Source organism: Streptomyces sannanensis (assembly GCF_039536205.1).
GTDB lineage: Bacteria > Actinomycetota > Actinomycetes > Streptomycetales > Streptomycetaceae > Streptomyces > Streptomyces sannanensis.
The window spans coordinates 7,340,825-7,364,621 of record NZ_BAAAYL010000001.1; the positions used below are offsets into that span (position 1 = coordinate 7,340,825).

Here is a 23,797-nt window from a genome sequence, read left to right on the forward strand (position 1 = left end):
AAGGTTCGCCGGGTTGACCAGGCTGCGGCACAGGTAGCACAGCGGACAGCGGGAATCGGCACGCGGCCGTAGCAATGGGTGGCTCCCGGACAGGGATGAGTCCGAACGCAGGGGGAGTTGACGGCACACGTATGGTAGGGAGGAAACGCATCAACACCCGCCCCGGGCTGTGAGCCGGGCGGGCCGAACGGGGGAAGAAAGGTGCGTGCCCGATGACGATCGGGCTCCTCTCCACGATTGCTGCTGTGTTCTACGGGGGCACGGTCTCTCTCCTCGCTCTGACTGCGACCTTTGCTCGACGCCGCACGCTGCGGCATGAAGCGCGCAGCACCCTTGCCGTCTTGGTGCCGGGGAGGGCGATGGAGTCGCAGCAGGTAGACCGCGCGGCAGTAGGTCCAAACAGCTGAGCGGTTACGGTGAAATCAAGTGACCACACAGGGTCGGGTCAGTCAGGCTGCAAGAGGGCGTCCGCCCCAGCGGATGCCCTTCTCGCTGCGGATGCGGGGGCGTTCCTTGCGTTGGGCGGCGAGCACGTCGGGGGGGCGAGCGTTGGCGTTTCGACAGCGCAGGTAGCGGTGCAGTGCCTGGGGCTGCGCGGGATGACTGCGGTGGTGGGAGTTGGCCAGGGTGAACTGCCGCAGCGGGCCGATGCGCGCCTCGATCGGGTTGGCCCAGGAGGCGTAGGTCGGGGTGAAACACAGTTCGACCTTGTTCTTCTTCGCCCAGCGGCGGATGTCCGCTCCGGTGTGGGCGGAGAGGTTGTCCAGAATGATGTAGACCGGGGCGCCGTCGGGGCGGGCGGCGCGGATCGATTTCGGATGTGCAGGTCGTCTTCGGTACCGACTGCAGCAACCTTTCCGCACAGCCTGGCGCGAGTTCACGGGCATGGTGGCCATCGGGACCACCCGCTGCGCGCCCTGAAGGCCGCCACCAGCACGGCCGCGGCCATGCTCGGCCGGGACGGTTTCGGCATACTCGCGCAGGGAATGCCTGTAATCCTCGCGTTCATATGAAAAATACGCGAAGCGGGTAACCGGTCTCCGGCACGGGTAGCCGAGAGCCGTGACACAGCCCTTTGAACTGCCCGATTTCTACATGCCGTACCCGGCACGACTGAATCCGCACGTGGAGGAGGCGCGCGCTCACACCAAGGAATGGGCGCGCGACTTCGGCATGCTGGAGGGCTCAGGCGTCTGGGAGGAGCGCGACCTCGACTCCCATGACTACGCCCTTCTGTGCGCCTACACGCACCCCGACACGTCTGCCGAGCGGCTGTCGTTGGTGACCGACTGGTATGTGTGGGTCTTCTTCTTCGACGACCACTTCCTGGAAGTCTTCAAACGGAGCCAGGACCGGGAGGGCGCGAAGGCCTATCTGGACCGGCTCCCGGCCTTCATGCCGATGGACCTGAGCGAAGGCATCCCGAAGCCCACCAACCCCGTCGAGGCGGGTCTCGCCGACCTGTGGCTGCGTACCGTCCCCGACATGTCGACGGACTGGCGCGCCCGGTTCGCCGAGAGCACCAGAAATCTCCTCAACGAGTCCCTGTGGGAACTCTCCAACATCCACGCGCACCGCATCCCCAACCCCGTCGAGTACATCGAAATGCGCCGCAAGGTAGGTGGGGCGCCCTGGTCGGCGGGGCTCGTCGAGTACGCGGCGGGCGCCGAGGTCCCCGCGGTGATCGCCGGATCGCGGCCGCTGCGCGTGCTCAAGGACACCTTCTCCGACGGTGTGCATGTGCGCAACGACCTTTTCTCGTACCAGCGGGAGATCGAAGAGGAAGGTGAACTCTCCAACGCCGTACTGGTCCTGGAGACCTTCCTGGGCTGTACCACCCAGGAGGCCGCGGCCGCCGCGAACGATCTGCTGACCTCGCGGCTGCAGCAGTTCGAGAACACCGCACTCGCCGAACTGGGGCCGCTCTGCGCCGAACACGGCCTGGACCCGCAGGAGTGCGCGGACGTCGCGGCATATGTCAAGGGACTCCAGGACTGGCAGTCCGGCGGTCATGAGTGGCACATGCGCTCCAGCCGTTACATGAACAAGGGCGCGCTGTCCCGGGAACGCCGCATCCTGCCCCATTTGCCGACCGGGCCGGGCACCTCCGCGCTGGACATCGGGTCATTCCTCGGACGCCCCGCGGCCGCCAGGCTCCGCAGCCTCGGCCATGTCCCCTTCCAGCGGGTCGGCCCCTCGCAACTCCCCGACTTCCTCATGCCCTTCACCACCACGCTCAGTCCCCACCTGGCCGCGGCACGGGACAACATGGTCGCATGGGCGCACAGCATGGGGCTCCTGGCGCCACAGCCCGGCGACCCGGGCTCGCGCATCTGGGACGAGCGCAAACTCGCCGGCTTCGACTTCGCGCTGTGCGCCGCGGGCCTCCATCCGGACGCCACACCCGAGGCCCTCGACCTGGCCACGCAGTGGTTGACCTGGGGAACCTACGCGGATGACTACTACCCGGCCGTCTTCGGCGCCACTCGCGACACGGCTGCCGCGAAGGCCTGCAACGACCGCCTCTCCCTTTTCATGCCGGTCGATTCCGACGAGACGCCGACGCCGGTGACCGCACTGGAACGGGGCCTGGCCGATCTGTGGGTACGTACCGCGGCGCCCATGGATCCCGACGCCCGTCGCACCTTCCGGGCCGCCGTCGACGACATGCTCGGCAGCTGGCTGTGGGAAGCGGCCAACCAGGCGCAGAACCGCATCCCCGACCCGGTCGACTACATCGAAATGCGCCGCCAGACCTTCGGCTCCGACCTGACGATGGCGCTGTCACGCCTCTCGCACGGCCGGAAGATCCCTCCGGAGGTCCACGAGAGCGGGCCGATGCGCTCCCTGGAGAACTCCGCCGCCGACTACGCCTGCATGCTGAACGACGTCTTCTCCTACCAGAAGGAGATCGAGTTCGAGGGCGAGGTGCACAACAGCGTCCTCGTCGTGCAGAACTTCTTCGACTGCGACTACCCGACAGCCCTCGCGATCGTCCACGACCTCATGAACTCCCGTATGCGGGAGTTCCAGCACATCGTCGCGAACGAGCTGCCCGTGCTGTACGACGACCGTGATCTCGACGCCGAGTCCCGTCGGATCCTCGACGGGTATGTGAAGGAACTCGAGAACTGGCTGGCCGGGATTCTGACCTGGCATCAGAACACCCGGCGCTACGCGGAGTCGGATCTCCTGCGCAACGTCCCAGGTGCCCAGCGTCTCCTGGCCGGCCCTGTCGGCCTGGGCACGTCCGCCGCCAGGATCATGAAGAGGGTCCTTCCGTAGCGGGCGCGGTTCCCCGGCGCGTGCTGAATCGACCGGGTGACGCGGACCTGCGTCTCCCGGTCAGCCGCCGGCCGGGGCGTCGGTGTGATCGTCACGGAGCGGTGCACGGCACGCGCCCGGGGGTGCCGGGCGCTCGTACCGGACTACTCGGCGATCTCGGTGCGCTCCCACCATTCGTACACCGGCAGCCGCCCCTCAGACGTGTCCTCGTGCCGGGGGGTGGCCTTGAAGTGCTCGTATCCGCCCCTGAACGGCACCTTCAGCTCGTTGCCCGGCGGGGTGATCGGAACAATGCGCTCGGGCAGGTCGTCCGGCCCGCCTTCGAGTACGGCCTTTGCGCTCATGGTCCCCATCATTGACCGCATCGTGCGGGAGCGAAACCGGGCTCACCCGTTGGGGGCTCTCCTGCGGCCTCGGTGGGCCGCGACCCGGGTACGCGACGCGCAGGCGGCGGAGCAGTAACGACGAGCCGCCCCGGGGCCGGTGCCCAGATAGAGGGCGGAGCAACCGGATGCGGCGCACTCGCCCCAGGGGATACGTGCCGCGGTGCTGTTCACCGCCGCGGGCCTGTGCGACGGGCCCCTGCTCACCGCCACGCTCCGCATCGGGGCCGACCACGCACCTCTGGGCAGGCAAACCCGGGTCCTCACCGTCGGGGCGGGACCGAAGATCTCGGCCGCCGCCTGCGGGGCGGCTCTCACCGGCGTCGCGGCCTCCTGGTCCCGTCGCTTTTGCTGCTGGCGATCGCCGCGCTCCAGGCGCTTGCAGCGCTGCTTCAACTGGTGTTGTCCCGGTCCGTCCGTCGCGTGCTGAACGGATGCGGCAGCCCAGCCCGCGCATGCCGGCCCGAGGGCGTGGCAGGACCTTGACCTGGTCCTGGGAGTCCGAACCTGTCGGGCGCGGCCCCGAACTCGCGGCAAGAGCCGCGGCAGCTCGCCTATATCCAAAACCGAGCCCGGAAATCCGCAGAACCGGCAATTTCCGGACCGCGAGTCTCCAAGACGCTAGAAACAAGCCGCACCGGGGAGTGGATCGGGCCCGGCGGGGGTGCCGCCGCGGCATACGTCCGACCATCAGACAGCCGGAGGGCCGTATGCGGATCATGGTAATTGCGAGCGCGTACAACAGTCTGACCCAGCGCGTCGAGGCGGAACTCGGCGACCAAGGGCATGGCGTCCACGTCCAACTGGCCGTGTCCGACGAGGAATTGTGTGCCGCCGCACGACGGTTGGACCCTCATCTGGTCCTGGCCCCGATGCTCAAGACCGCGATACCCAAACAGCTCTGGGCCGAGCGGCTGTGCCTCGTCGTCCATCCGGGCCCCATGGGGGACCGGGGGCCGTCCTCGCTGGACTGGGCCATCGACAGCGGAGAACGCCGATGGGGCGTCACCGTCCTCCAAGCCGTGGAGGAGATGGACGCCGGAGACATCTGGGCGTCGGTGCCCTGCGAGCTCCCCGAGGCCGCCAAGAGCGATCTGTACCGCAACGAGGTCGCAGATGCCGCGCTCGAGGCGGTGCATCTGGCCGTGGCACGGTACGCCTCCGGAACGTATGTCCCCGAACCGCTCGACTACGCCCGCCCCGATGTCCTCGGGAAGCCCCGCCCGTACTTCACCCAGGACCGCAGGCGCATCGACTGGACCAGCGACACCACGCAGACCGTCGTCCGCAAATTGCGTGCCGCGGACTCCTTCCCCGGGGTGCTCGACGAGTGGGGGAACCGTGAGTACTTCCTCTACGGCGGCCACACCGAGGACCAGTTGTGCGGCAGTCCCGGCCGGATCGTCGCGCGCCGTGGCGGAGCCGTGTGCCGCGCCACCGTCGACGGCGCGGTGTGGATCACCCAGATGCGGCCGCGCCGTACCCCCGGCGGTCCGGCGACATTCAAGATGCCCGCCACACTCGCGCTCGGCGACCGGGCCCGGCTGCTGCCGCGGATACCGGCGCCCCTCGACCTCCCCGAGGGCCGCAGGACCTGGACCGACATCCGCTACCGCGAGCGCGGCCGGGTCGGCTTCCTGCGCTTCTCCTTCCCGGCCGGGGCCATGTCCACCGCACAGTGCAGGCGACTGCTCGCCGCCTACCACCACGCCGTCTCGCGTCCGACCGACGTGCTCGTCCTCGGCGGCGCCCGGGACTTCTTCTCCAACGGTATCCATCTCGGTGTCATCGAGGCGTCGTCCGATCCCGCCCGGGAATCCTGGGAGAACATCAACGCCATGGACGACCTCGTCCAGGCGGTGCTGGACACCACCGACCGGCTCACCGTCGCCGCGGTGGGCGGCAACGCGGCAGCGGGCGGAGTGATGCTCGCGCTCGCCGCCGACGAGGTGTGGTGCCGGCGGGGAGCCGTACTCAATCCCCATTACCGACGGATGGGTCTCTACGGCTCCGAGTACTGGACGTACACCCTGCCCCGGCGCGTCGGCGCCGCCGAGGCCCGCCGCCTGACCGAGGAAGCCCGGCCGCTGAGCGCGGTCCACGCCCGTCACCTGGGCCTGGTCGACAGGGTCGTACCGGCGGCGCCCGGCGCGTTCGAGGCACAGGTGGCGCAGCTCGCGGCGGCCGCCGCGGACTTGCCCGGGCTGCCCGCGCGGCTGAGGGACAAGCGGAGCCGGCGCGCGGCACAGGAGGAGATCAAACCGCTGGCCTGGTACCGGGCGGACGAACTGGCCCGGATGCGCCGCAACTTCTACGAGGCCGGCGAGCCCTACCACCGGCTGCGTTCGGCCTTCATCCGCAAACAGCCCGCCGCCGGGCCCAGTGTGCCTCCCGCGCCGTCCTCGCCGACCGCCCCACGATGACGCGACGATCGCCGGCACGCTGCTGGATCAGATCGGGTCGTCCTGACCGAGGCTCACCCGGTAGCGCAGGGCGGGCAGTTCCACGTCTTCGTACCGGTCACCTCGAACGGTGCCGTCCGGCGCGTAGCCCGCTGACGCATAGAAGCGGCGGGCCCGCGCATTGTCGCGCAGCACCCACAGCAGCAGCGTGCGAAACCGGCGGCTGACGGCTTCCGCGTGCACGGCCTCGATCAGGGTGCGACCGGCGCCGCTGCCGATCACATCCGGGCGGAGGTAGATCGCGTACAGCTCGCCCGCATCCGGCTCCGCGGAATTGCCCCGGTAGGGCCCCAGGGCGGCCCAGCCGACGACGCCTTCGTCGCCGTCGACGGCCACCAGGTTCAGTACCCGTTCGTGCGAGTCCGTGAACCGCGCCCTGCGCGCCCGGGCGTCGTCCTCGATGGTCATGCCGTCCAGATACGTCTGCGGGACGATGCCCGCGTACGCGAACTGCCAGCCCCTCACCCGTACGGCGGAGACGGCTTCGATGTCGGCTTCTGTCATCTCTCGAACGCGCACCATGCGGGCACCGTAACCGACCCGCTGCTCAGCGAGCCTCTTCATTTTCCGGGCGTAATGTCCGAGGCAGGGAAGGGACGGACGCCATGAAGTACGAGGATCGCGCGCACGCGGGCCAGGAACTCGCCGACAGGCTCACCGCATGGGTGGCCGAGGCCGGCCTCACCGACATCATCGTGCTCGCACTGCCCCGGGGCGGCGTCCCCGTCGCGGCAGCCGTCGCACGGGCCCTGGGCGCACCCCTCGACATCCTGGTCGCCCGCAAGATCGGCGCCCCGGGGCAACCGGAGTACGGAATCGGCGCGATGGCCGGCGACGACGCGCCCGTGTTCGACCAGGACGCCCTGACGGCGCTCGGTCTCACAGAGGAGCGGCTGTCGGTCGACGTGGTGCGAGAGCGCACCGAACTGCGGCGGCGCGAGGACCTCTACCGCGGCGGTCACCCGGCCGCGGACCTGCGCGACCGCACGGTCGTCCTGATCGACGACGGACTCGCCACGGGCATCACCGCCCGTGCCGCCCTGCGTCATCTGCGCCGGCAGCACCCGGCGCGGCTGGTCCTGGCTGTGCCGGTGGGCAGCCGCCGTGCCGTCGACAGGCTGCAGTCGGAGGCCGACGTCGTCGTCTGCCTGTACCAGCCGCCCTACTTCCATGCGGTGGGGCAGTGGTACGCGGACTTCGAGCAGCTCTCCGACCGGGACGTGCTCCGACTCCTCGACGAATTCAGTGGGGGACGACACGGGCGATGAGCAGGGCGACATCGTCATGGTCGCCGGGGTGCCGCAGATTGTGCAGAAGCCGCTCGCAGGTGTCCTCGAGAGTGCGGTGCGGCACATCGAGGAGTGCGAGCAAGACCCGCAGCCGGGTGTCGATGTCCTGGTCGCGGGTTTCGACCAGGCCGTCGGTGTAGAGGACGAGTTCGTCCCCGAGGCCGAGCTCGATCGTCGTGGTGCGGAAGGGGACGCTGCCGACGCCCAGCGGAGCGCCCGTGGGCAGGTCGAGCAGCGTGGGCGTACGGCCGGGCCGTACCAGTGCCGGCGGCAGATGGCCGGCGCAGGAGATGTGGCACCGTGAGTCGCGAGGGTCGTACAGAGCGTAGAGACAGGTCGCGATGTATGACTCCAGCTCACTGGTGATCTTGTCGAGGTGCTGCAGCACATGAGCGGGGTCGAGGTTCAAGTCGGCCAGGGTCTGGGTCGCGGTGCGCAGCCGCCCCATGGCCGCGGCGGCGTTGATGCCACTGCCCATCACGTCGCCCACGACCAGGGCTGTCCTGTCCTCCGCGAGGGGGATGATGTCGAACCAGTCGCCACCGATCTCGCTCACGCTGCCGGCGGGCTGGTAGCGGGAGGCGACTTCCAGACCGACCAGGTGCGGCGGACGCTGGGGCAGCAGGCTGCGCTGGAGCGCGAGCGCGGTATTGCGCTGCTGCTGGTACAGGCGGGCGTTGTCGATGCACACCGCGGCTCGGGCAGCCAGCTCACTGGCCAGCAGGTTGTCGTCCTCGGTGAACGGCAGCGGATTGCGGGCCCGCTTCAGATCGAGCGCTCCCAGTACCTCGCCGCGGGCGATCAGCGGCACCGCCAGGTACGAGTGGACCCCCGCCCGCGCCAGAAGCTCGGCGGCGCCGGGGTCGCGGGCAATACGGGACAGATCGCCCTCGGCGAAGGTGGGCAGCATGACGGGCCGGCCGGTGCTGACGCACTGGGTGACCAGCCGGTCGGCGTCATAGCGCGCCAGTTCACCGGGTGGATCGGCGGCTTCCACGGCCACGGTGCGATAGGCGGCGGTGACCGCGAGAGCGCGGAACAGCGCCTCTCCAGTGGCGGAGGACGAGGAGCGGCGCCCCTCCAGGATGGAGTCCAGGACATCGACCGCCGCCACGTCGGCCAGCTCGGGCACGGCGATGTCGGCCAGCTCACGCGCGGTCCGCTCCAGGTCCAGCGTGGTGCCGATACGCACGGAGGCGTCGGCGACCACGGCGAGCCGGTGCCGGGCCCGTTCCGCCTCGGTGGCCGAGCGGTCCCGGTCGGTGACATCCACCACCGAGGCGGCCACCCCCAGAATCCGGCCGCTGACGTCCTCGAGCCGGTAGAGGGACACCGACCAGGCGTGTTCGGTGTCCGGATCCTTCGGTATCCGTCCGACGGTGTAGTGGTCCAGCAGCGGAATCCCGGTCGCCAGGACGTGGCGCATCGAGGCCTCGACGCCGTCGGCGTCCAGGAAGGGCAGCGTTTCCCGTACACGTCTGCCCAGATACTTCTCCGCGGGCAGGCCGGTGATCCGTTCCAGTGCCGCGTTGACCGATACGTACCGCAGATCGGAGTCCATCACCGCCAGCCCGATAGGGGACTGCTCCACCAGCTGCACCGACAGCGCCAGGTCCCGTTCGACCTTCCGCACCGCGGCCTGATCCGTGGCGAGCCCCAGCGCGTAGGGGTGGCCGCGGTCGTCCAGCAGCCGCATGTTGCGGAACTCCAACAGACGTGTGCCCCCCTGCTTGTGCCGGACAGGGAAGACCCCCGTCCAGCTCTCGCCCCCGGCCATCACCCGGGCGAACAGCTGGAGCACGAGATCGACGTGCTCCTCGGCCACGAGCAGGTGCGCCGCGAACCGGCCGAGCGCCTCCTCGGCCGTGTATCCCAGCAGTTCCTCGGCCTGCGGGCTCCACAGCACGATCCGCCCGTCCGCGTCGAAGACGACGGCGGCGACACACAGCGTGTCCAAGAGCCCGCCCGGTGGCGACGGACCCGCCTCCACGTAACCGGCCGGGCCGAGATCGGCCCGGAACGCATCCGTGCCAGCCATCTGCGGCACTCCCTTCCGTGCCGTTGCGGCGCTCGCTCGCCGTGTCCATAGTCTCTCGACATCCACTGCCCCCGCAGCCCCACCGGGGCCACGGGGAACCAGCGGATGTTTCATGGTGCGCGTCGCCGCTCCCGCTCGGTGCCCGGCGTCCCCCGGCCGTCACCACCGGCGGAACGAGCACACACCTCTCCATCCTGGGCTCGCCCCGGTCCGCCTATCATTCTTGTCGTGTTCGATTCCCGGCAGTTGAAGACCTTCCACGAAGTGGTCAAGACCGGGTCGTATTCCGCGGCGGCTCGCTCACTCGGATACACACAGCCGGCGGTCAGCCAGCAGATGAAGGCCCTCGAACGGGACGCCGGCACGCCACTCTTCACCAGGGTCGGGCGCGGAATCAGGCTCACCGAGGCCGGTGAGGCGCTGACCCGGCATGCCGGGGCGATCCTGGACAGCCTCTCGGCCGCGCGGCAGCAGATCGACGCGATAGCCAGGCTGCGCGCGGGACGGGTGCGGGTGTGCGCCTTCCCGAGTGCGGCCGCCACCGTCATTCCCGATGCGATGGCCCGGCTGGCGGCGGACCACCCGGGGATCAGAGTGGACCTGCTGGAGGGCGAACCCCCCGAGTCCCTGGGCCTGCTTCCCCGTGGTGAGGCCGACATCACGCTGGCGTTCAGCTACCCCGGTCTGCATGTCGACGTCCCGGAGGAACTGGCCGAGATCCCCCTGCTGGAGGACCGGCTGACGGTGCTGCTGCCCACTGGGCACCCGCTGGCCAGACGGCGGGCGGTGCAGCTGGCCGACCTGACGCACGAGCGGTGGATCGTCGGCTGCCCCCGGTGCCGGGCCAACTTCCTTCATGCCTGCGCGGAGCGGGGCTTCACCCCCGACATCGCGTTCAGCACCGATGACAACCTGGTGGTGCAGAGCCTGGTCGCGGCCGGCGTGGGCATCGCCATGATGCCGGCGCTGGTGCTGTCGTTCCTGTGCCACAGCAAGGTGACCGGCCGGGTCGTCGAGCCGCTCACCCTCCGCAAGGTCTCGGCCTACGTGTTGCGTGAGCATCTGCGCATACCCGCCACCGCCCTGGTGCTCGACTCGCTCAGGGCGGTGGCCGCGAACCGGGCAGGTTGATCCGCAGGTTGTCCGGCCCGGCGGGCGGTGAACAGCGGCGCGATGTCGTCGGCGCGGTCCGTGGCCTGCCGCGCCTGCCCTGGATCAGCCGGTCGGCGATACCGGCCGGGGAGGAAGCTGTGGCGTCCGCGAAGACACGGCGAGCCGCTCAGTTCGGTGACCGGGTACGTGTCTCGGCATCGATGCCCGGCAGCCAGGTCCAGTACCTCGGTACGGCCGTCCGGCCGCCGGATCGAGCCGGACATGGCAACAGCCGGCGAACTGCCCGGGATCGAGGTCGATGAGCAGCCGGTTGGTGCCGCTCATCACCTCCTTCGGCTCCTGCCGGAGACGGCGAAGGCGCGCACCGCACTGCGGAGTTGACCCACGGTGGCAGCGGCGACGACACCGTAGAGGCCCGCCATGAGCTGCGGAACCGGCGCATGGTCTCCTCGGCGTCCGCCAGGTGGATGCCTCGCCCCGACCGGTACGCCTCGGACACCGGGAACGGGCGGTTCACATGCATGCCCCACCACGCACCGAGAAGCGCGCACGGCAGCCCGGCGACGACGGCCATCCTCAGCAGACCGGGACTTCCGGAGCACAGAAAGAGGACACCGGAATATCCGCCGAGTGCCGTGGCCGTCCCGGCCGTGGCCTCGGCGCACCAGCTCGAGCTCGCCGGACCCCGGGCGTTGCCGTCGACCCGCACCTGTGCCTCCGGCCCCACCCAGCGGCACCGCACTCCATGAGGGTGCGGCCCTCACGCCGCCAGGCAGGTCACACAGTCAGGACGCGCCTCGGCTTGGCCGACGCGCATCCTGGACCAGCACAGTGGCGGCCGGGCCGCGGGCCCACGGCCCGGCCGCTCGCGGCTCAGCCGTTCGAGCAGGTGCTGCCCCACGCCGGGTTCAGCAGCCCGATGACGTTAATACTGTTGCCGCAGGCATTCAGGTCCAGGCCGATCGGCACCAGGACGTTGTTCCCCGTGAGGATGCCCGACGACGGCCCCGTGATGCCCACCGCGTACGGATCGTCCTGCGCGGACGCGACACCACTGCCGAAGGCAATGAGGCCCCCGGCGGCAATCAGCACGACAGCGGCCTTCTTCAGCTTCATCACCGTTTTGCTCCTTCGGAATGCCGCCGCGACCGTTCGCGGCAGCGACTTCCGGAGAGTTACCGCGTCTTCGGCCGACTGGCCCTTGATCCGGGGCGAGACCACCCGGGTGGCGGACAAACGACCATGTGATGGGCCCTTCGGCGACAGGGAGTCGGGGACCGGGCCGTCCGAACCGCCGTGCCGGAGTCCGTGGAACGGCGCACCATGGGCTCATGGCCGGACGCATCGCTGATTTCAGCACTCCCGGGAGCCTCGCGGAACCCGGTGAGGGTATCAGCCCGGAAGAGCTCGCCCTGGCGGCCCGTAACCATGCCCTCCCGCTGGAGGCCCTGCGCGACGACCTCACCCCGCCCGGACTGCACTACGTCCTGACCCACTACGACATTCCCGCCGCCGACGAGTGGCGCCCGGCTGTGCACGGCCGGGTCCGCACCCCGCTGACACTCGACCTGCCCACGCTGTGGTCCCTCCCGGCCGCCATCCACCGCGTCACGATGGAATGCGCGGGCAACGGCCGAGCCCGGCTCACCCCCTGACAGGTGAGCCGGCCCTGGCTGACGGGTGCCGTCGGAACGGCCTAGTGGACTGGGGTGCCATTTCCTGGGCGACGACGCCGCCATGGTCGCGATCCAATGGCTGCCGTCCCGCCAGGACTCCGTCGGGGGTGCCCAGGGCTCCCGCCGAGCCCAGGGGCGCTCTGCCGCTGGGTAGGTGTCAGCCATCCGTGGACGGCGAAACCTGACGCCGCTGCAGGGGCAGCGTTGCATCGAGGGCTGCGGCGAGTTCGGGAACGGTGGGCCGGGCGGCCGGATCAGGACGGAGGCAGCTGTCGATGGCTGCGGCGAGACCGTGCGGCAGGCGCCGACGGGACCCGATCGGCGGGGCAGGCTCCTCGAGCTGCGGATACCAGTCGTCCCGGCCGTCCGGGTCGCCGGTCCCGTCCATGGCCTCGCCCTCGTCCATGGTGTCGCCGCTGTGGAACGGCACGTCGCCGGAGGCTACCTCGTACAGCGTGACGCCGACGCCCCACACGTCGGCGGCGGCCGTCAGCCGACCGCCGCGCGCCTGCTCCGGGGCCAGGTAGCAGTGGGTGCCGATGCCCGGAGGGGCGCCGCCGGGCGCCCGGGCGACGCTGAGGTCGAGCACTTTGGCGTGTCGGCAGTCGACCACGACGTTGGACGGCTTGAGGTCCAGGTGCAGCAGGCCTTGGCCGTGCAGGTAGTGGATCGCCGAGCAGAGATGCACGCCGAGGACGGCTATGTCTGTGGCGGCCGGGCGGCGCGGCAACCGGTGAATGAGGTGGGCCACCGTTTCGCCGGTCAGGGATTCCAGGACGACGAGCGGTTCGGGCGTCTCGAAGGTCTCGTACGCGCGGACCAGGTGCGGATGGGTGAAGGTCCGGAGCCAGTGGCCCTCCCTCAACAGCCGTTCGCGCAACTGCTCCTCGTGGTGGCGGTCGGGGCGTACGACCTTCACCACGCATCGGCAGTCGCGCTCCTCGCTCCATGCGTCGTAGATGTCGAGCCAGCCGGTCCGGGCCAGATGGGCCAGGACCTCGTAGCCGGGCCCGGGTTTCGTTCCGGGCGCCAGCGGCGGAGACGGTCGTGCGGTGGTACGGCTCATGAGAGCACCTTCCCCCAGGGGCGGGGGTACCGGCGAGAGCGTGGCCGGTCGCTGCGCTCAGCCGGTGGATCCGGGTGGGTCCCACCGCGCCGGAACAGCTCTTCGTGCGTGCCGCGCTTGACGATTCGGCCGTGGTCCAGCACCACGATGCAGGTGGCGTCGCGGGCGGTGAACAGATTGTGGGAGACCACGATGGTGGTGCGCCCGGCTATTCGCCGGCGCAGCGATTCCATGATCCGTCGCCCGGCTGGGCGTCCAGGCCCCCGACTGGGCATCGCGCGGGCGATCGCGAGGCGCCGGCGCGGACAAGCACATCGTCCACCATCGAACAGCCAGATCTCGGCCGCGTCGACGACGGGCCCGACCATGCAGAAGCCGAGTACCGGAACGAGCCGGCGCCGGCCACCCCGTGTGCAGGGCCAGAACCGTCGGAACACCTCACGCGGGGCGACTGGCGGTGCGGCGGCGACAACGGCATCGGGTCGTCGGCCACCGACAGCAGGCGCCGCAGAACATGCCATGAGACATGCGCCATGGCACCCGTTCCTCACGAGTTGCGGCCGGAGCGGACCAGGAGCTCCGGGCTCCGGGTCCGCCCCACCATCCGGTGCGGTCGCCACTAGTAACCGTGGTGGTCGTGACGGCCATGGTCATGGTCATGGTGGTCATGGTGGTCATGACGGCCATGGTCATGGTGGTCATGGTCGTGATGGTCCTCGTCGAAGAAACGCTCTTCCGACGAGTCCCAGCCCCAGTCACGATGGTTCGCGGGAATGAGATAACTAAAGATCGCCATGAGCTTCCTTCCTGAAAATACTTTCAGTCGGGATACGTCCCAGAACGGCCGGTGGATGGCGTTCCCGGAAAATTTCTCGCCCAGTGTCCATGACAAGGTGGTGGCGGGCGGGCAGAGAAGGGGAGAAGAGTGATCTCATGATCGACGCCTACCTCCGCCGCATCGGCGCCACCCGGCCCGAACGGCCCACCGCGGACGTCCTGCGTGAGCTGCAGCTGTGCCACTTGATGAGCGTGCCCTTCGAGAACCTGTCCATCCACCTCGGCGAGGACATCGTGCTCGATGAGACATTGCTGGTCGAGAAAGTCGTGGACAGAGGGCGCGGGGGCTTCTGTTACGAACTCAACGGGGCGTTCGCCGCGCTGCTGCGGGCCGTCGGATTCCGGGTGGAGCTGCTCCAGGCGCGGGCGTCCGGACGGGACGGCCGGCCCGGCATTCCCTACGACCATCTGGCGCTGCGCGTCCGTACGGCCGATTCGGCCCGGTCGTGGCTCGTCGACGTCGGGTTCGGCGACCACAGCCATCACCCGTTGGCCCTCGACGGGCGGGGCGAGCAGCGTGACCCGGCCGGCATGTTCCAGGTCGTCGAAACCGAGGGCGGGGACCTCGAGGTACTCAGAGACGGCAAGCCGCAGTACCGGCTTGAGACACGGACGCGAGAGCTGGCGGACTTCGAGTCCGGAGCCTGGTGGCACCGTACGTCGCCCGCCTCGCACTTCACCCGGTCCCTGGTCTGCTCCCGGCTGACCCCCCGCGGCCGGGTGACGCTGAGCGGACGCACACTGATCACCACGGTGGCCGGCGTACGCCAGGAACAGCACCTGGAAACCGACGCCGAAGTCCTCGCCACCTACCGGGAGCACTTCGATCTGGTACTGGCCCGGGTGCCGGAGGTTCGTACCGCATGAGAGACCGACGTCCCTCGCGGTGACTCCGTCAGGGATTCCATTTGTACTTGCCGCCGCCGACCCATCTCACCCACGCCGGATCGTCGAGGTCGATGTTCTGCAGTCCTTCCCTATGCGCCATCTTGATCACGTCCAGCAAGTCGTGGGCGGCCCCCACCGTGATCCCGTTGATCTGGACCAGGCGGAAGGGCCGATCGCCCGGTGTGACTCCGAGGACGACGATCGGTGTCCGTGCTGCGTCGGTCATGCTTCCAGCGTGTGCCGGCGGCGCGACCGGTGCACATCGGCGACACGGGGCTCCGGCAGTATCCCGGCGGACACCTTCGGGCCGCCGCGTATGCTCGCGGCGGGCTTCGTGGACCAGCGGAAGGGGACGGAGTCCGAGCCACCGGACCGCGCCCGCCACGCCCGGAGCTCGAGGAGAAACGTATGCCCCGCCAACCACCTCTGGAAGAAGCCCTTGCCTCCCTGCGGGACGAGCTGCAGAGCGGTCAATGCTCGATCATCGGCCTGACCACCTGGGAGGCCTGGCCGGCCTTCCTGAGTTTCGGACGCCGACGTTTCGACACGCCACCCATCCCCGAAGCCGACGGGCTGCTCCTCCAGTACGGCACGTACTCCTTCGACGGGCCGCCGATGTTCACCCTGGGCCTCACCCGGCAGTTCGCCGTCTCCGATGACGGTGGCGAGCACGACCACCACGTACAAGTCCAATGCGAACTTCTCTACGCGCCCGACAGTGTCCTTCGCGCTCTCGGAACCTTCAACTCCTGGTTCTTCCACGACACCGGCGACGACCTCGGCCAATGGGCCGAGATGCTGAGCGATCGCCTGGAGCCGCTCCACCGACGCAAGCCCGTCGAGATCAACCTCTACGAGGAGCTGGTGTAGCGGCCGTGCTCTTCGAGGAAGCCCAGGACGAGGGAACCGGCGGTGACACGGAATTCCTCGAAGCAGGCGTGCCGCGCGCCAGGGCTCAGCCGCAGCCGGGCACCCCGGATACGGTCTGTGAGCAGGGCGGCGTTCGCCGCGGGATCGAGGAGGTGTCGCCGTGCACTACCAGCGTGGGTACGCAGATGTCGGGCAGTACATTCCACGCGTCGTGCTGATTGCCGGCGGGCAGGGTGCCGGCTCTGGGCGTAGGCCGGCACGGCGGGGTCAGCGAGCGTGTTGTAGGGGCCGGAGTGGGTTGCCAACCAGGCCGGGGAGTACATCATTTCGAGCAGGGCCTGCCTGGCGGCGGGCTCTGGCCTGGCCACAGATGTGATCCCACCAGTGGTGGGTGCTCGCCTGGCCCGCCAGAAGGACCAGTGGGGTGCCGTCGCCCTGGGTCTGGCAGGCGATACGGGTCTCGGCCGTGCTCCTGATGTGTGGCACAACGCGTGTCCCTTCGGATCGGGTCGGTGCGACGACTATGCGTACGTCTCGGCGGAGGCAAAACCCAGTTGCTCTGTCCGAAGGCCGCTGACAGGGTCTCGGCCATGCCTACCTTCTCCGCGCATGACGGAACCAAGCTCGCCTACCACGTGTTCGGAGAGGGCCGGCCGCTGGTCTGCCTGCCAGGGGGGCCGACGGACTCCGCATACCTCGGCGACCTCGGCGGCCTTTCCGCGCACCGGCAGCTGATCAGGCTGGATCTCCGGGGCACCGGCCAGTCCGCTGCACCGGAGGACGCTGCCTCCTACCGCTGCGACCGACTCGTTGATGACGTGGAGGCCCTGCGCGAGCACCTCGGCCTGGATCGGATGGACCTGCTGGCGCATTGCGCCGGCGCGAACCTGGCCGCGCTGTACGTGGGCCGCCATCCGGAACATGTCAGCAAGCTCGCACTGATCACGCCGAGTGTCAGGGCCGTCGACGCCACGATCACAGGAGACCTCCGGCGCGAGACCGCGCAGCTCCGCCGGGACGAGCCGTGGTTTCCGGAGGCGTACGCGGCCTTGGAGGCGATCCTGGCGGGCAAGGCCACCGCCGACAGTTGGCGGGCCATCGCGCCGTTTTCCTACGGCCGTTGGGACGAGGCGGCTCAGGCCCATCACGCTGCTGACGAAGAGCGGAAGAACATCGAGGTCGTGGCTGCCTTCGGCGCCGAAGGCGCCTTCGACCCGGACGCCACCCGCACCGCGCTCGCCCGGTTCGCACCGCCGGTGCTACTGCTGGCCGGGGAGACGGACCTGGGAGCCCCTCCTCGCGCTATGGCCGAGTTCACCGAGCTGTTTCCGAACGCCAGGCTCGTCATTCGGCCCGGAGCCGGACACTTCCCGTGGCTCGACGACGCTGACGGCTTCGTGGCGACCATCGCGGAGTTCCTGGGGTGAGAACTCATCGACATTGACCTTGCTTGGCCCAGTCGCCTGACTCCCAGTCAGGTCATGTCGAATCACCTTGGAACAACGCGCGGCCCAGCCGGCGGTTCGGCCGGCGCTCGAGCCTGTGTCGCGCTGCCGCGGAGAGGGCGCCGACAGGATCTGCGGGCTCAAGGAAGGGGGACGCCCCGGCCGCGTCCTGCCCAGGCCGGGGCATCCACATGCCGCATGGGTGGTGGGGTGCGGCTCAGGGGGCGATCGCGGAGAGGGTCTCCGTCAGGTCGCGCGCCCCGGTGCGGGGGCGGTTGTGGGGGAGCCGGCTGATCAGCATGCCCATGGCGCATGTGTTGGTGAGGGCGGAGAAGACGAGGCCCGCGCCGATGGCCGCGGAGAACCAGCGGGCGCCGGGAACGAGGAGATCTGCCAGCAGTCCGAGCAGCACCAGCGTGCCCGCGGCGAGGCGGACCTGGCGGTCCATGGCCCATACGGCCCGTGCACCACCGGCGGGTCGGTCGATGCCGAAACCGGCCTGGGCCCAGGCTGTGGTGCCGCCGACGAGGGTGGACGCGGGAATTCCGGCCGTTGCGAGCTGGCCGCATGCGGACGCCGAGCGGGCGCCGGAAGCGCAGACGACGGCGAAGGTGCTGCCGGCGGCGACGGCTGCGCGCAGCGTGGGCAGGGCGCGCTGCAGCTGGTCGAGGGGGATGTTGTGTGCGCCGGGAATGTGGCCGGCGGCGTACTCGCCGGGGGAGCGGACATCGATCACGGTCACGCGCTCCATCCGGGTGTGGAGCTGCTCGACGGTCAGGGAGGCGGTCATCAGGGATTCTCTCTTTCTCATCAGGGTGTGTGAGGGGTGCGGCGGCTCGGCTAGACGATGACGTCGAGGGCCATGAAGGCGGCCACGCCGAGGAGCGCGAAGACGAAAGTGCGCTGGAGGACGGGGCCCGAAAGCTTGTGGGCCAAACGCTTGCCGTCGAAGGCGCCGAGGATCGCGGCCCCGGTGAACGGGCCGACCACAGCCCAGTCGATGCCCATGTCGCTGCCGAGGCGCGGAATGAGGGCGGCCACCGAGTTGATGCTGATCACCAGCAGGCTGGTGCCGACGGCCTCCGCCATCGTCAGGGCGAGGATCGAGATCAGGGCGGGCACGGCGAGGAATCCGCCTCCGACGCCGAGGAGCCCTGTCACTCCCCCGAGGCATGCGCCGATGCCTGCGGTCTTGATCACGCCGGCCTTCCGGTCTGGGGTCGTGGCCCGCCGGGGCGCGAGCATGCGCCAGGCGGCCAGGCCCGCAAGAACGGCGAACGCCATGGTGAGCAGGGTCCCGGGGACATGCGGGGACAGTGCGCCGAAGGCGGCTGCAGTGGGCAGGCCGGCCGCGGCGAACAGCAACCCGGTGCGCCACTGGACCCGGCCGCTGCGAGCGTGGGCGAGCAGCCCGGTGAGGGAGGTCGCGGCCACGATCAGCAGGCTCGCCGAGCCGGCGGCGGCAGGGGTGAAGCCGAGCAGGTAGATCAGAGCGGGTACGGCCAGGATGCCGCCGCCCCCGCCCAGGCCGCCGAGCGCGAGGCCGACGACGGCCCCGGCGATCAGCGCGAGGATCACGGCAGTCATATGGCCGGGCCGTTCCCGCTGTGCACCGGCAGTCCCTGCGGCGCCCCGGCCGGAATGCCGCGCAGGGGGAGTGACTGCTGAGCCTCGTCTCGTACCTCTCGTACGTCGAGGAGCAACGTCTCGCCCGCAGCGGCGCGAGCGCGGGTGTCGGCAGGGATGGTCTCGGCTGGGCGCATACGGCCGTGTGGCATGGCCATCGGTGGGTCTCCGGGCGGTTGCGTGGGAGGGGGTCGGATGCCGACGACCGGACATCCAATACCCCATGGGGTATCTTCGAGAGTGAGCATATACCCCCCTGGGTATTTTTTCGAGCGTGGGCCGCATCAGCCGCCCTCACAACAAGGAGCCCCCGTGTACTTCGCTCAGCACTACCTCGACTGCCTTTCCCAGGCCTCCTACCTGATCGCCGACGAGTCCACCGGCCGAGCGGTGGTCGTCGACCCGCGCCGGGACGTCGACGAGTACCTGGCCGACGCACAGGCCCGCGGCTTCACCATCGAGGGAGTCATCAACACCCACTTCCACGCCGACTTCCTCGCCGGCCACCTGGAACTCGCCGCCCGCACCGGCGCCTGGATCGGCTACGGCCGGCACGCCCGCACCGAGTACCCGGTCCGCCACCTCGCCGAGGGTGAACGGATCAGCCTGGGCGAAGTCACCCTGGAGATCACGGAGACACCCGGCCACACGCCGGAGTCGATCGGTGTCCTGGTCCGCGAGCACGCCGACGACACGGTCCCGTACGGCGTGCTGACCGGCGACGCCCTCTTCATCGGCGACGTCGGCCGCCCCGACCTGCTGGCATCCGTCGGCGTCAGCGCCGACGAACTCGGCCGCATGCTCTACGACAGCGTGCACAACAAGCTGATGGCCCTGCCGGACGAGGTGCGCGTCTTCCCCGCCCACGGGGCCGGGTCCGCCTGCGGCAAGAACCTGTCCACCGAACGCCACTCCACCATCGGTGAACAGCGCGCCACCAACTACGCCTGCGCCCCGATGGGCGAAGAGGAGTTCGTCGCCCTCGTCACCGAAGGCCAGTCCGCGGCGCCCGGTTACTTCAGCTACGACGCCGACCTCAACCGCAAGATGCACGCACTGTTCGACCCGGCCGACGCCGCCCGGGCCCTCACCCGCGAGGAGTTCCTCGCGCGCCGGGCCGCCGGAGCTGTCGTCGTCGACGCGCGCGACCCGCACGAGTTCGCCGCCGGCCACCTGCGAGGGTCACTCAACATCCCCGCCGACGGACGGTTCGCCGAACAGGCCGGCACCGTGCTGGCCCCCGACCGGGAAGTCCTCGTCATCGCACCCGAGGGACGCGAAGCAGAGACGGTCACCCGCCTTGCCCGCATCGGCTTCGATCGCACGGCCGGATACCTCCCCGAGCCCGAGGACACCTTCCGCGCGGCCGCCGACCAGGTCACCCCTGCCCCCCGCCGGACCGTCGCCGACCTCCGGCACACCCTCGCGACGGAACACCCGCCGCTCGTGATCGACGTGCGCGCAGGCGCCGAACGCGACCAGGGCCACATCCCCGGCTCCCTGCACATCTCCCTGCCCGAACTGCCTTACCGCCTTGCGGAAGTACCGGCCGACCGCGCCCTCGTCGTCCACTGCGCCGGCGGCCACCGCTCCTCCATCGCCGCGAGTCTCCTGCGTCACCACGGCTACTCCGCCACTTCCGATCTTCTCGGCGGATACAACGCCTGGCACACCGCCCACCAGCGCGAACAGGCATAACGGTCACACCTCGGAAAGCCGCCGAGGAGGCAGCCGACGGCGACGCCCAACCCGTGGTATACCCCCTTGGGTATCATGAGCCTGAGACGGAAAACGAGGAGGTGCCCCCATGGTGGTCGACGAGGAAGCGATCGGAGTCGTACTCAACCGGCTACGGCGCGCCCAGGGCCAGCTGGCCGGAGTGATCGCCATGATCGAGGCCGGACGGGACTGCAAGGACGTGGTCACACAGCTCGCTGCAGTCTCACGTGCACTCGACCGGGCCGGCTTCAAGATCGTGGCAAGCGGCATGCGCCAGTGCCTGGCCGACGCGGACGGCGATGCCCCACCGATGACCGAAGCGGAACTGGAAAAGCTCTTCCTCGCCCTGGCCTGACCATCGCAGGGGACACTGATGGCCCGCCCCGACCGGGCGGGCCATCACCTGTTTCCGCTGTGCCACGGGCGGCCACCGTTGGTCTATCGGTGCTCGGGGTTCTCGTAGTCGCGGCGGCAACCGGCGTCCCAGGCGGTGCGCTGATTGCCGTAGGCGGGAATGCCGCCGAGGTCCTTGAGCGCTCGGGCCAGGTGCAGCAGGTTCCAGGTCATGAAGGTGGTGTTGCGGTTGGTGAAGTCGTTCTCGGGGCCGCCGGAGCCGGGGTCGAGGTAGGAGGGGCCGGGGCCGGCCTCGCCGATCCATCCGGCGTCGGCTTGGGGAGGGATGGTGTAGCCGAGGTGCTGAAGGCTGTAGAGGACGTTCATCGCGCAGTGCTTGACGCCGTCCTCGTTGCCGGTGATCAGGCAGCCGCCGACCCGGCCGTAATAGGCGTACTGGCCCGCCTTGTTGAGAAGGCTGGAGCAGGCGTAGAGACGTTCGATGACCTGCTTCATCACGGAGCTGTTGTCGCCCAGCCAGATGGGTCCGGCCAGCACGAGGATGTCTGCGGCCATCACCTGCTCGTACAGCGTCGGCCAGGCGTCGGTCTGCCAGCCGTGTTCCGTCATGTCCGGCCAGACGCCGGTGGCGATGTCGTGGTCCACGGCCCGCACGACGTCCACGTGGACGCCTTGTGCGTTCATGATGGCGGTGCTGCGGTCGACGAGTCCCTGGGTGTTGCTCTGCTCCGGGGACCGCTTGAGAGTGCAGTTGATCACCATGGCGCGCAGGTCGTCGTACCGGGCGGGCGGTGAGCCGGTGGCGGGAGCCGAAGCGGTCACACGGTCCTCCTGGAGCCCTGCCACCGTTCGGTCCACGGCGGCGCAACGGGTCCATCGTGCGATCCGGCCGCGCCTTCTGCCACACCAGCACATCCGAACGGGCGCCGTGCCGCCGGAGCGTGTGAGGCCGATCGGCACGGGGGACGGGCGGGCTCTCGCCCGCTCGGCCGATGATGGGTGGCCGGTGCGGCACGGCCTGCCTAAGTTCGGCCCGTGGACACCCAGCGCACGCCCGGTTACCGGAGCACAGCGACCGCAGAGGACGTCGCGCACCTGATGGTGCGCTGTCTGGAGGCCGAGGGCGTGGAGTATGTCTTCGGGATCCCCGGTGAGGAGAACATCCGCTTCGTCGACGCGCTGAACGGCTCCGAGATCCGTTACGTCCTGGTGCGCCACGAGCAGGGCGCGTCCTTCATGGCGGAGATCTACGGGCGGCTGACCGGCCGGGCGGGAGTGTGCTCGGCCACGCTGGGGCCCGGCGCGATCAATCTGCTGCTGGGCACCGCGGACGCAACGACCAACAGCACACCGATGGTGGCCCTGGCCGCCCAAGGCTCGCTGGGCCGGGTCCACAAGGAGTCGCACCAGGTCATCGACCTGGTGTCCATGTTCGCTCCCGTTACCCAATGGTCGGCCCGCGTCCAGAGCCCGGACGCAGTGCCGGAGATGGTGCGCAAGGCGTTCAAGACCGCGCAGAGCGAACGCCCCGGTGCCGTCTTCCTGGCCGTCCCCGAGGACATCGAAGCCGCGCACCCCACGACGCCGCTCGCCCCTCTCCAGGTCGACACCGTGCATGCCGACGCCCCCTCGGACTCCCAGATCGCACGGGCCGCCGAGGTGCTCAAGGCGGCGCGGCGCCCCGTCGTACTCGCCGGCCACGGCGCCGCCAGGGCCGGGGCCTCGGCGGCACTGGTGCGCTTCGCTGAGCGACTGAACGTGCCCGTGGCGACCACCTTTCACGGCAAGGGCGTCTTCCCCGATGACCATCCGAACGCGCTGGGCGCGGTCGGCTTCATGCGCCACGACTACGGCAACTTCGGCTTCGATGCGGCCGATGCCCTCATCTGCGTGGGATACGAGGTCCAGGAGTTCGACCCCCGGAAGATCAATCCCCACGGCGACAAGCGAATCGTGCACCTGCACCGTTTCCCCGCCGAGGTGGACGCTCACTACCCGGTGACGGTCGGAGTGGAGGGCGACCTCTCCCAAGCACTGGACGCGCTGGCGGCAGCACTGCCCGACCGGCCCGCATACGACACGGATGCCGGCGAGAAGATCCGGGCGCTGCTCGGCGAGGAACTGCAGTACGGACGCGACAACGAGTCGTTCCCGCTGGTCCCGCAGCGAGTCGTCGCCGACGTCCGCACCGCACTGGACCGCCACGACATCGTGCTCGCCGACACCGGTGCCGGGAAGATGTGGATGGCTCGGCTGTACCCGGCGTACGAGCCGGACACCTGCCTGCTCTCCAACGGCCTGTCCACCATGGGATTCGCGCTGCCCGGAGCGATCGCCGCCAAGCTCGCCAGGCCCGAACGGAGGGTCTTGGCGATGATGGGCGACGGCTCGTTCTTGATGAACTCCCAGGAACTGGAGACCGCCGTCCGCGAACACATCCCCCTGGTCGTCCTCGTCCTGGTCGACGAGGAATACGGCCTGATCACCTGGAAGATGGATCTCGAGCTCGGCCGCCACAGCCACACCCGCTTCACCAACCCGGACCTGGTCGCCTATGCAGAGAGCTTCGGCGCCCGCGGCTACTTGGTCGAGGCGGCCGCCCAGCTGCTGCCCGCGCTGCAGCGCGCGCTGGACGACGACGCCGTGTCCGTGATCGCCTGCCCCGTCGACTACTCCGAGAACCTGCGCCTGACCGACAAACTCGGGGCACTCCACGGTCCCTTCTGAGACATTTCCGGATGACGTG

At 69.6% G+C, this 23,797-nt stretch carries 24 protein-coding genes and 3 pseudogenes; 12 read left to right on the forward strand and 15 right to left on the reverse strand.

The window, feature by feature from the left end; all coding sequences use genetic code 11:
- Positions 1-449: 449 nt before the first annotated feature.
- A pseudogene (locus tag ABD858_RS34155) lies at positions 450-815 on the reverse strand (transposase); the annotation flags it as partial.
- Positions 816-1,062: 247 nt separating this feature from the next.
- Here ABD858_RS34155 and ABD858_RS34160 point away from each other — a divergent pair.
- Positions 1,063-3,285, forward strand: a complete 2,223-nt coding sequence (locus ABD858_RS34160; RefSeq protein ID WP_345033669.1) for a family 2 encapsulin nanocompartment cargo protein terpene cyclase — start codon at positions 1,063-1,065, stop codon at positions 3,283-3,285.
- Between the two features lie 143 nt (positions 3,286-3,428).
- On the opposite strand, the gene ABD858_RS34165 is transcribed toward ABD858_RS34160, so the two are convergent.
- Positions 3,429-3,629, reverse strand: a complete 201-nt coding sequence (locus ABD858_RS34165) for a DUF5988 family protein (protein ID WP_345033668.1) — start codon at positions 3,627-3,629, stop codon at positions 3,429-3,431.
- 42 nt (positions 3,630-3,671) lie between these two features.
- Positions 3,672-3,821 (reverse strand): annotated as a pseudogene (locus ABD858_RS34170) (CGNR zinc finger domain-containing protein); the annotation flags it as partial.
- A 557-nt stretch (positions 3,822-4,378) separates the two neighbouring features.
- Here ABD858_RS34170 and ABD858_RS34175 point away from each other — a divergent pair.
- Positions 4,379-6,091 (forward strand): hydrogenase maturation protein, encoded by a 1,713-nt coding sequence (locus ABD858_RS34175; RefSeq protein WP_345033666.1) that lies wholly within the window; start codon positions 4,379-4,381, stop codon positions 6,089-6,091.
- Positions 6,092-6,118: 27 nt separating this feature from the next.
- Here ABD858_RS34175 and ABD858_RS34180 read toward each other — a convergent pair whose 3' ends face one another.
- Positions 6,119-6,652: a GNAT family N-acetyltransferase gene (locus tag ABD858_RS34180; RefSeq protein ID WP_345033664.1), complete on the reverse strand. Its 534-nt coding sequence runs from the start codon at positions 6,650-6,652 to the stop codon at positions 6,119-6,121.
- 83 nt (positions 6,653-6,735) lie between these two features.
- Here ABD858_RS34180 and ABD858_RS34185 point away from each other — a divergent pair, with 83 nt between their 5' ends.
- Entirely contained in the window at positions 6,736-7,398 is a 663-nt protein-coding gene (locus ABD858_RS34185) for a phosphoribosyltransferase (RefSeq protein WP_345033663.1), read from the forward strand.
- Here the strand turns inward: ABD858_RS34185 and ABD858_RS34190 are convergent.
- On the reverse strand, positions 7,373-9,457 hold the full coding sequence (locus ABD858_RS34190) for a SpoIIE family protein phosphatase (protein WP_345033662.1): 2,085 nt from the start codon (positions 9,455-9,457) through the stop codon (positions 7,373-7,375). The two genes, ABD858_RS34185 and ABD858_RS34190, sit on opposite strands and share 26 nt — an antisense overlap.
- A 228-nt stretch (positions 9,458-9,685) precedes the next feature.
- Between ABD858_RS34190 and ABD858_RS34195 the strand changes: the two genes are divergently transcribed.
- Complete coding sequence (locus ABD858_RS34195; protein ID WP_345033661.1) at positions 9,686-10,588, forward strand: LysR family transcriptional regulator; 903 nt, start codon at positions 9,686-9,688, stop codon at positions 10,586-10,588.
- Between the two features lie 392 nt (positions 10,589-10,980).
- Here the strand turns inward: ABD858_RS34195 and ABD858_RS37040 are convergent.
- Together ABD858_RS37040 and ABD858_RS34200 are read right to left on the reverse strand one after the other, a co-directional pair.
- Positions 10,981-11,238 (reverse strand): annotated as a pseudogene (locus ABD858_RS37040) (SpoIIE family protein phosphatase); the annotation flags it as partial.
- Between the two features lie 205 nt (positions 11,239-11,443).
- On the reverse strand, positions 11,444-11,686 hold the full coding sequence (locus ABD858_RS34200) for a chaplin (RefSeq protein ID WP_345033660.1): 243 nt from the start codon (positions 11,684-11,686) through the stop codon (positions 11,444-11,446).
- 215 nt (positions 11,687-11,901) lie between these two features.
- Between ABD858_RS34200 and ABD858_RS34205 the strand changes: the two genes are divergently transcribed.
- Complete coding sequence (locus ABD858_RS34205) at positions 11,902-12,225, forward strand: molybdopterin-dependent oxidoreductase (protein ID WP_425586124.1); 324 nt, start codon at positions 11,902-11,904, stop codon at positions 12,223-12,225.
- A gap of 178 nt (positions 12,226-12,403) precedes the next feature.
- Here the strand turns inward: ABD858_RS34205 and ABD858_RS34210 are convergent, their stop codons facing one another.
- From ABD858_RS34210 to ABD858_RS34220, 3 genes are all read right to left on the reverse strand, one after another.
- Positions 12,404-13,312 carry a serine/threonine-protein kinase gene (locus tag ABD858_RS34210; RefSeq protein WP_345033657.1) on the reverse strand — a complete coding sequence of 303 codons (909 nt, stop codon included), beginning with the start codon at positions 13,310-13,312 and terminating at the stop codon, positions 12,404-12,406.
- Positions 13,309-13,545, reverse strand: a complete 237-nt coding sequence (locus ABD858_RS34215; RefSeq protein WP_345033655.1) for a hypothetical protein — start codon at positions 13,543-13,545, stop codon at positions 13,309-13,311. Before ABD858_RS34215 ends, ABD858_RS34210 begins: the two co-directional genes overlap by 4 nt.
- A 386-nt stretch (positions 13,546-13,931) precedes the next feature.
- Complete coding sequence (locus ABD858_RS34220; RefSeq protein ID WP_345033653.1) at positions 13,932-14,108, reverse strand: hypothetical protein; 177 nt, start codon at positions 14,106-14,108, stop codon at positions 13,932-13,934.
- Positions 14,109-14,245: 137 nt separating this feature from the next.
- Between ABD858_RS34220 and ABD858_RS34225 the strand changes: the two genes are divergently transcribed.
- Complete coding sequence (locus tag ABD858_RS34225; protein WP_345033651.1) at positions 14,246-15,016, forward strand: arylamine N-acetyltransferase family protein; 771 nt, start codon at positions 14,246-14,248, stop codon at positions 15,014-15,016.
- Positions 15,017-15,044: 28 nt separating this feature from the next.
- Here the strand turns inward: ABD858_RS34225 and ABD858_RS34230 are convergent, their stop codons facing one another.
- Positions 15,045-15,263 (reverse strand): hypothetical protein, encoded by a 219-nt coding sequence (locus ABD858_RS34230; protein WP_345033649.1) that lies wholly within the window; start codon positions 15,261-15,263, stop codon positions 15,045-15,047.
- A 182-nt stretch (positions 15,264-15,445) separates the two neighbouring features.
- Here ABD858_RS34230 and ABD858_RS34235 point away from each other — a divergent pair, with 182 nt between their 5' ends.
- From ABD858_RS34235 to ABD858_RS34245, 3 genes are all read left to right on the forward strand, one after another.
- Positions 15,446-15,907: a hypothetical protein gene (locus ABD858_RS34235; protein ID WP_345033647.1), complete on the forward strand. Its 462-nt coding sequence runs from the start codon at positions 15,446-15,448 to the stop codon at positions 15,905-15,907.
- 5 nt (positions 15,908-15,912) lie between these two features.
- The gene (locus ABD858_RS34240; protein ID WP_345033644.1) at positions 15,913-16,125 is read left to right on the forward strand and encodes a hypothetical protein; all 213 of its coding nucleotides are present in this window, start codon (positions 15,913-15,915) and stop codon (positions 16,123-16,125) included.
- Between the two features lie 372 nt (positions 16,126-16,497).
- Positions 16,498-17,334 carry an alpha/beta fold hydrolase gene (locus ABD858_RS34245; protein ID WP_345033643.1) on the forward strand — a complete coding sequence of 279 codons (837 nt, stop codon included), beginning with the start codon at positions 16,498-16,500 and terminating at the stop codon, positions 17,332-17,334.
- A gap of 235 nt (positions 17,335-17,569) precedes the next feature.
- On the opposite strand, the gene ABD858_RS34250 is transcribed toward ABD858_RS34245, so the two are convergent.
- From ABD858_RS34250 to ABD858_RS34260, 3 genes are read right to left on the reverse strand one after another with little or no spacing between them, the layout of a single operon-like run.
- The gene (locus ABD858_RS34250) at positions 17,570-18,142 is read right to left on the reverse strand and encodes a rhodanese-like domain-containing protein (protein ID WP_345033642.1); all 573 of its coding nucleotides are present in this window, start codon (positions 18,140-18,142) and stop codon (positions 17,570-17,572) included.
- 50 nt (positions 18,143-18,192) lie between these two features.
- Positions 18,193-18,939, reverse strand: a complete 747-nt coding sequence (locus tag ABD858_RS34255) for a sulfite exporter TauE/SafE family protein (protein WP_345033641.1) — start codon at positions 18,937-18,939, stop codon at positions 18,193-18,195.
- A complete protein-coding gene (locus tag ABD858_RS34260; RefSeq protein ID WP_345033640.1) occupies positions 18,936-19,136 on the reverse strand; it encodes a hypothetical protein in 201 nt (66 codons plus the stop codon). The genes ABD858_RS34255 and ABD858_RS34260 overlap by 4 nt, the downstream gene beginning before the upstream one ends.
- Positions 19,137-19,290: 154 nt before the next feature.
- Between ABD858_RS34260 and ABD858_RS34265 the strand changes: the two genes are divergently transcribed.
- A complete protein-coding gene (locus tag ABD858_RS34265) occupies positions 19,291-20,676 on the forward strand; it encodes an MBL fold metallo-hydrolase (protein ID WP_345033637.1) in 1,386 nt (461 codons plus the stop codon).
- 109 nt (positions 20,677-20,785) lie between these two features.
- Positions 20,786-21,052, forward strand: a complete 267-nt coding sequence (locus tag ABD858_RS34270; RefSeq protein ID WP_345033635.1) for a metal-sensitive transcriptional regulator — start codon at positions 20,786-20,788, stop codon at positions 21,050-21,052.
- Between the two features lie 83 nt (positions 21,053-21,135).
- Here the strand turns inward: ABD858_RS34270 and ABD858_RS34275 are convergent, their stop codons facing one another.
- The gene (locus tag ABD858_RS34275) at positions 21,136-21,873 is read right to left on the reverse strand and encodes a flavodoxin family protein (RefSeq protein WP_425586123.1); all 738 of its coding nucleotides are present in this window, start codon (positions 21,871-21,873) and stop codon (positions 21,136-21,138) included.
- A 213-nt stretch (positions 21,874-22,086) separates the two neighbouring features.
- Between ABD858_RS34275 and ABD858_RS34280 the strand changes: the two genes are divergently transcribed.
- Positions 22,087-23,778 carry an acetolactate synthase large subunit gene (locus ABD858_RS34280; protein WP_345033633.1) on the forward strand — a complete coding sequence of 564 codons (1,692 nt, stop codon included), beginning with the start codon at positions 22,087-22,089 and terminating at the stop codon, positions 23,776-23,778.
- The last annotated feature ends 19 nt before the right edge of the window (positions 23,779-23,797 follow it).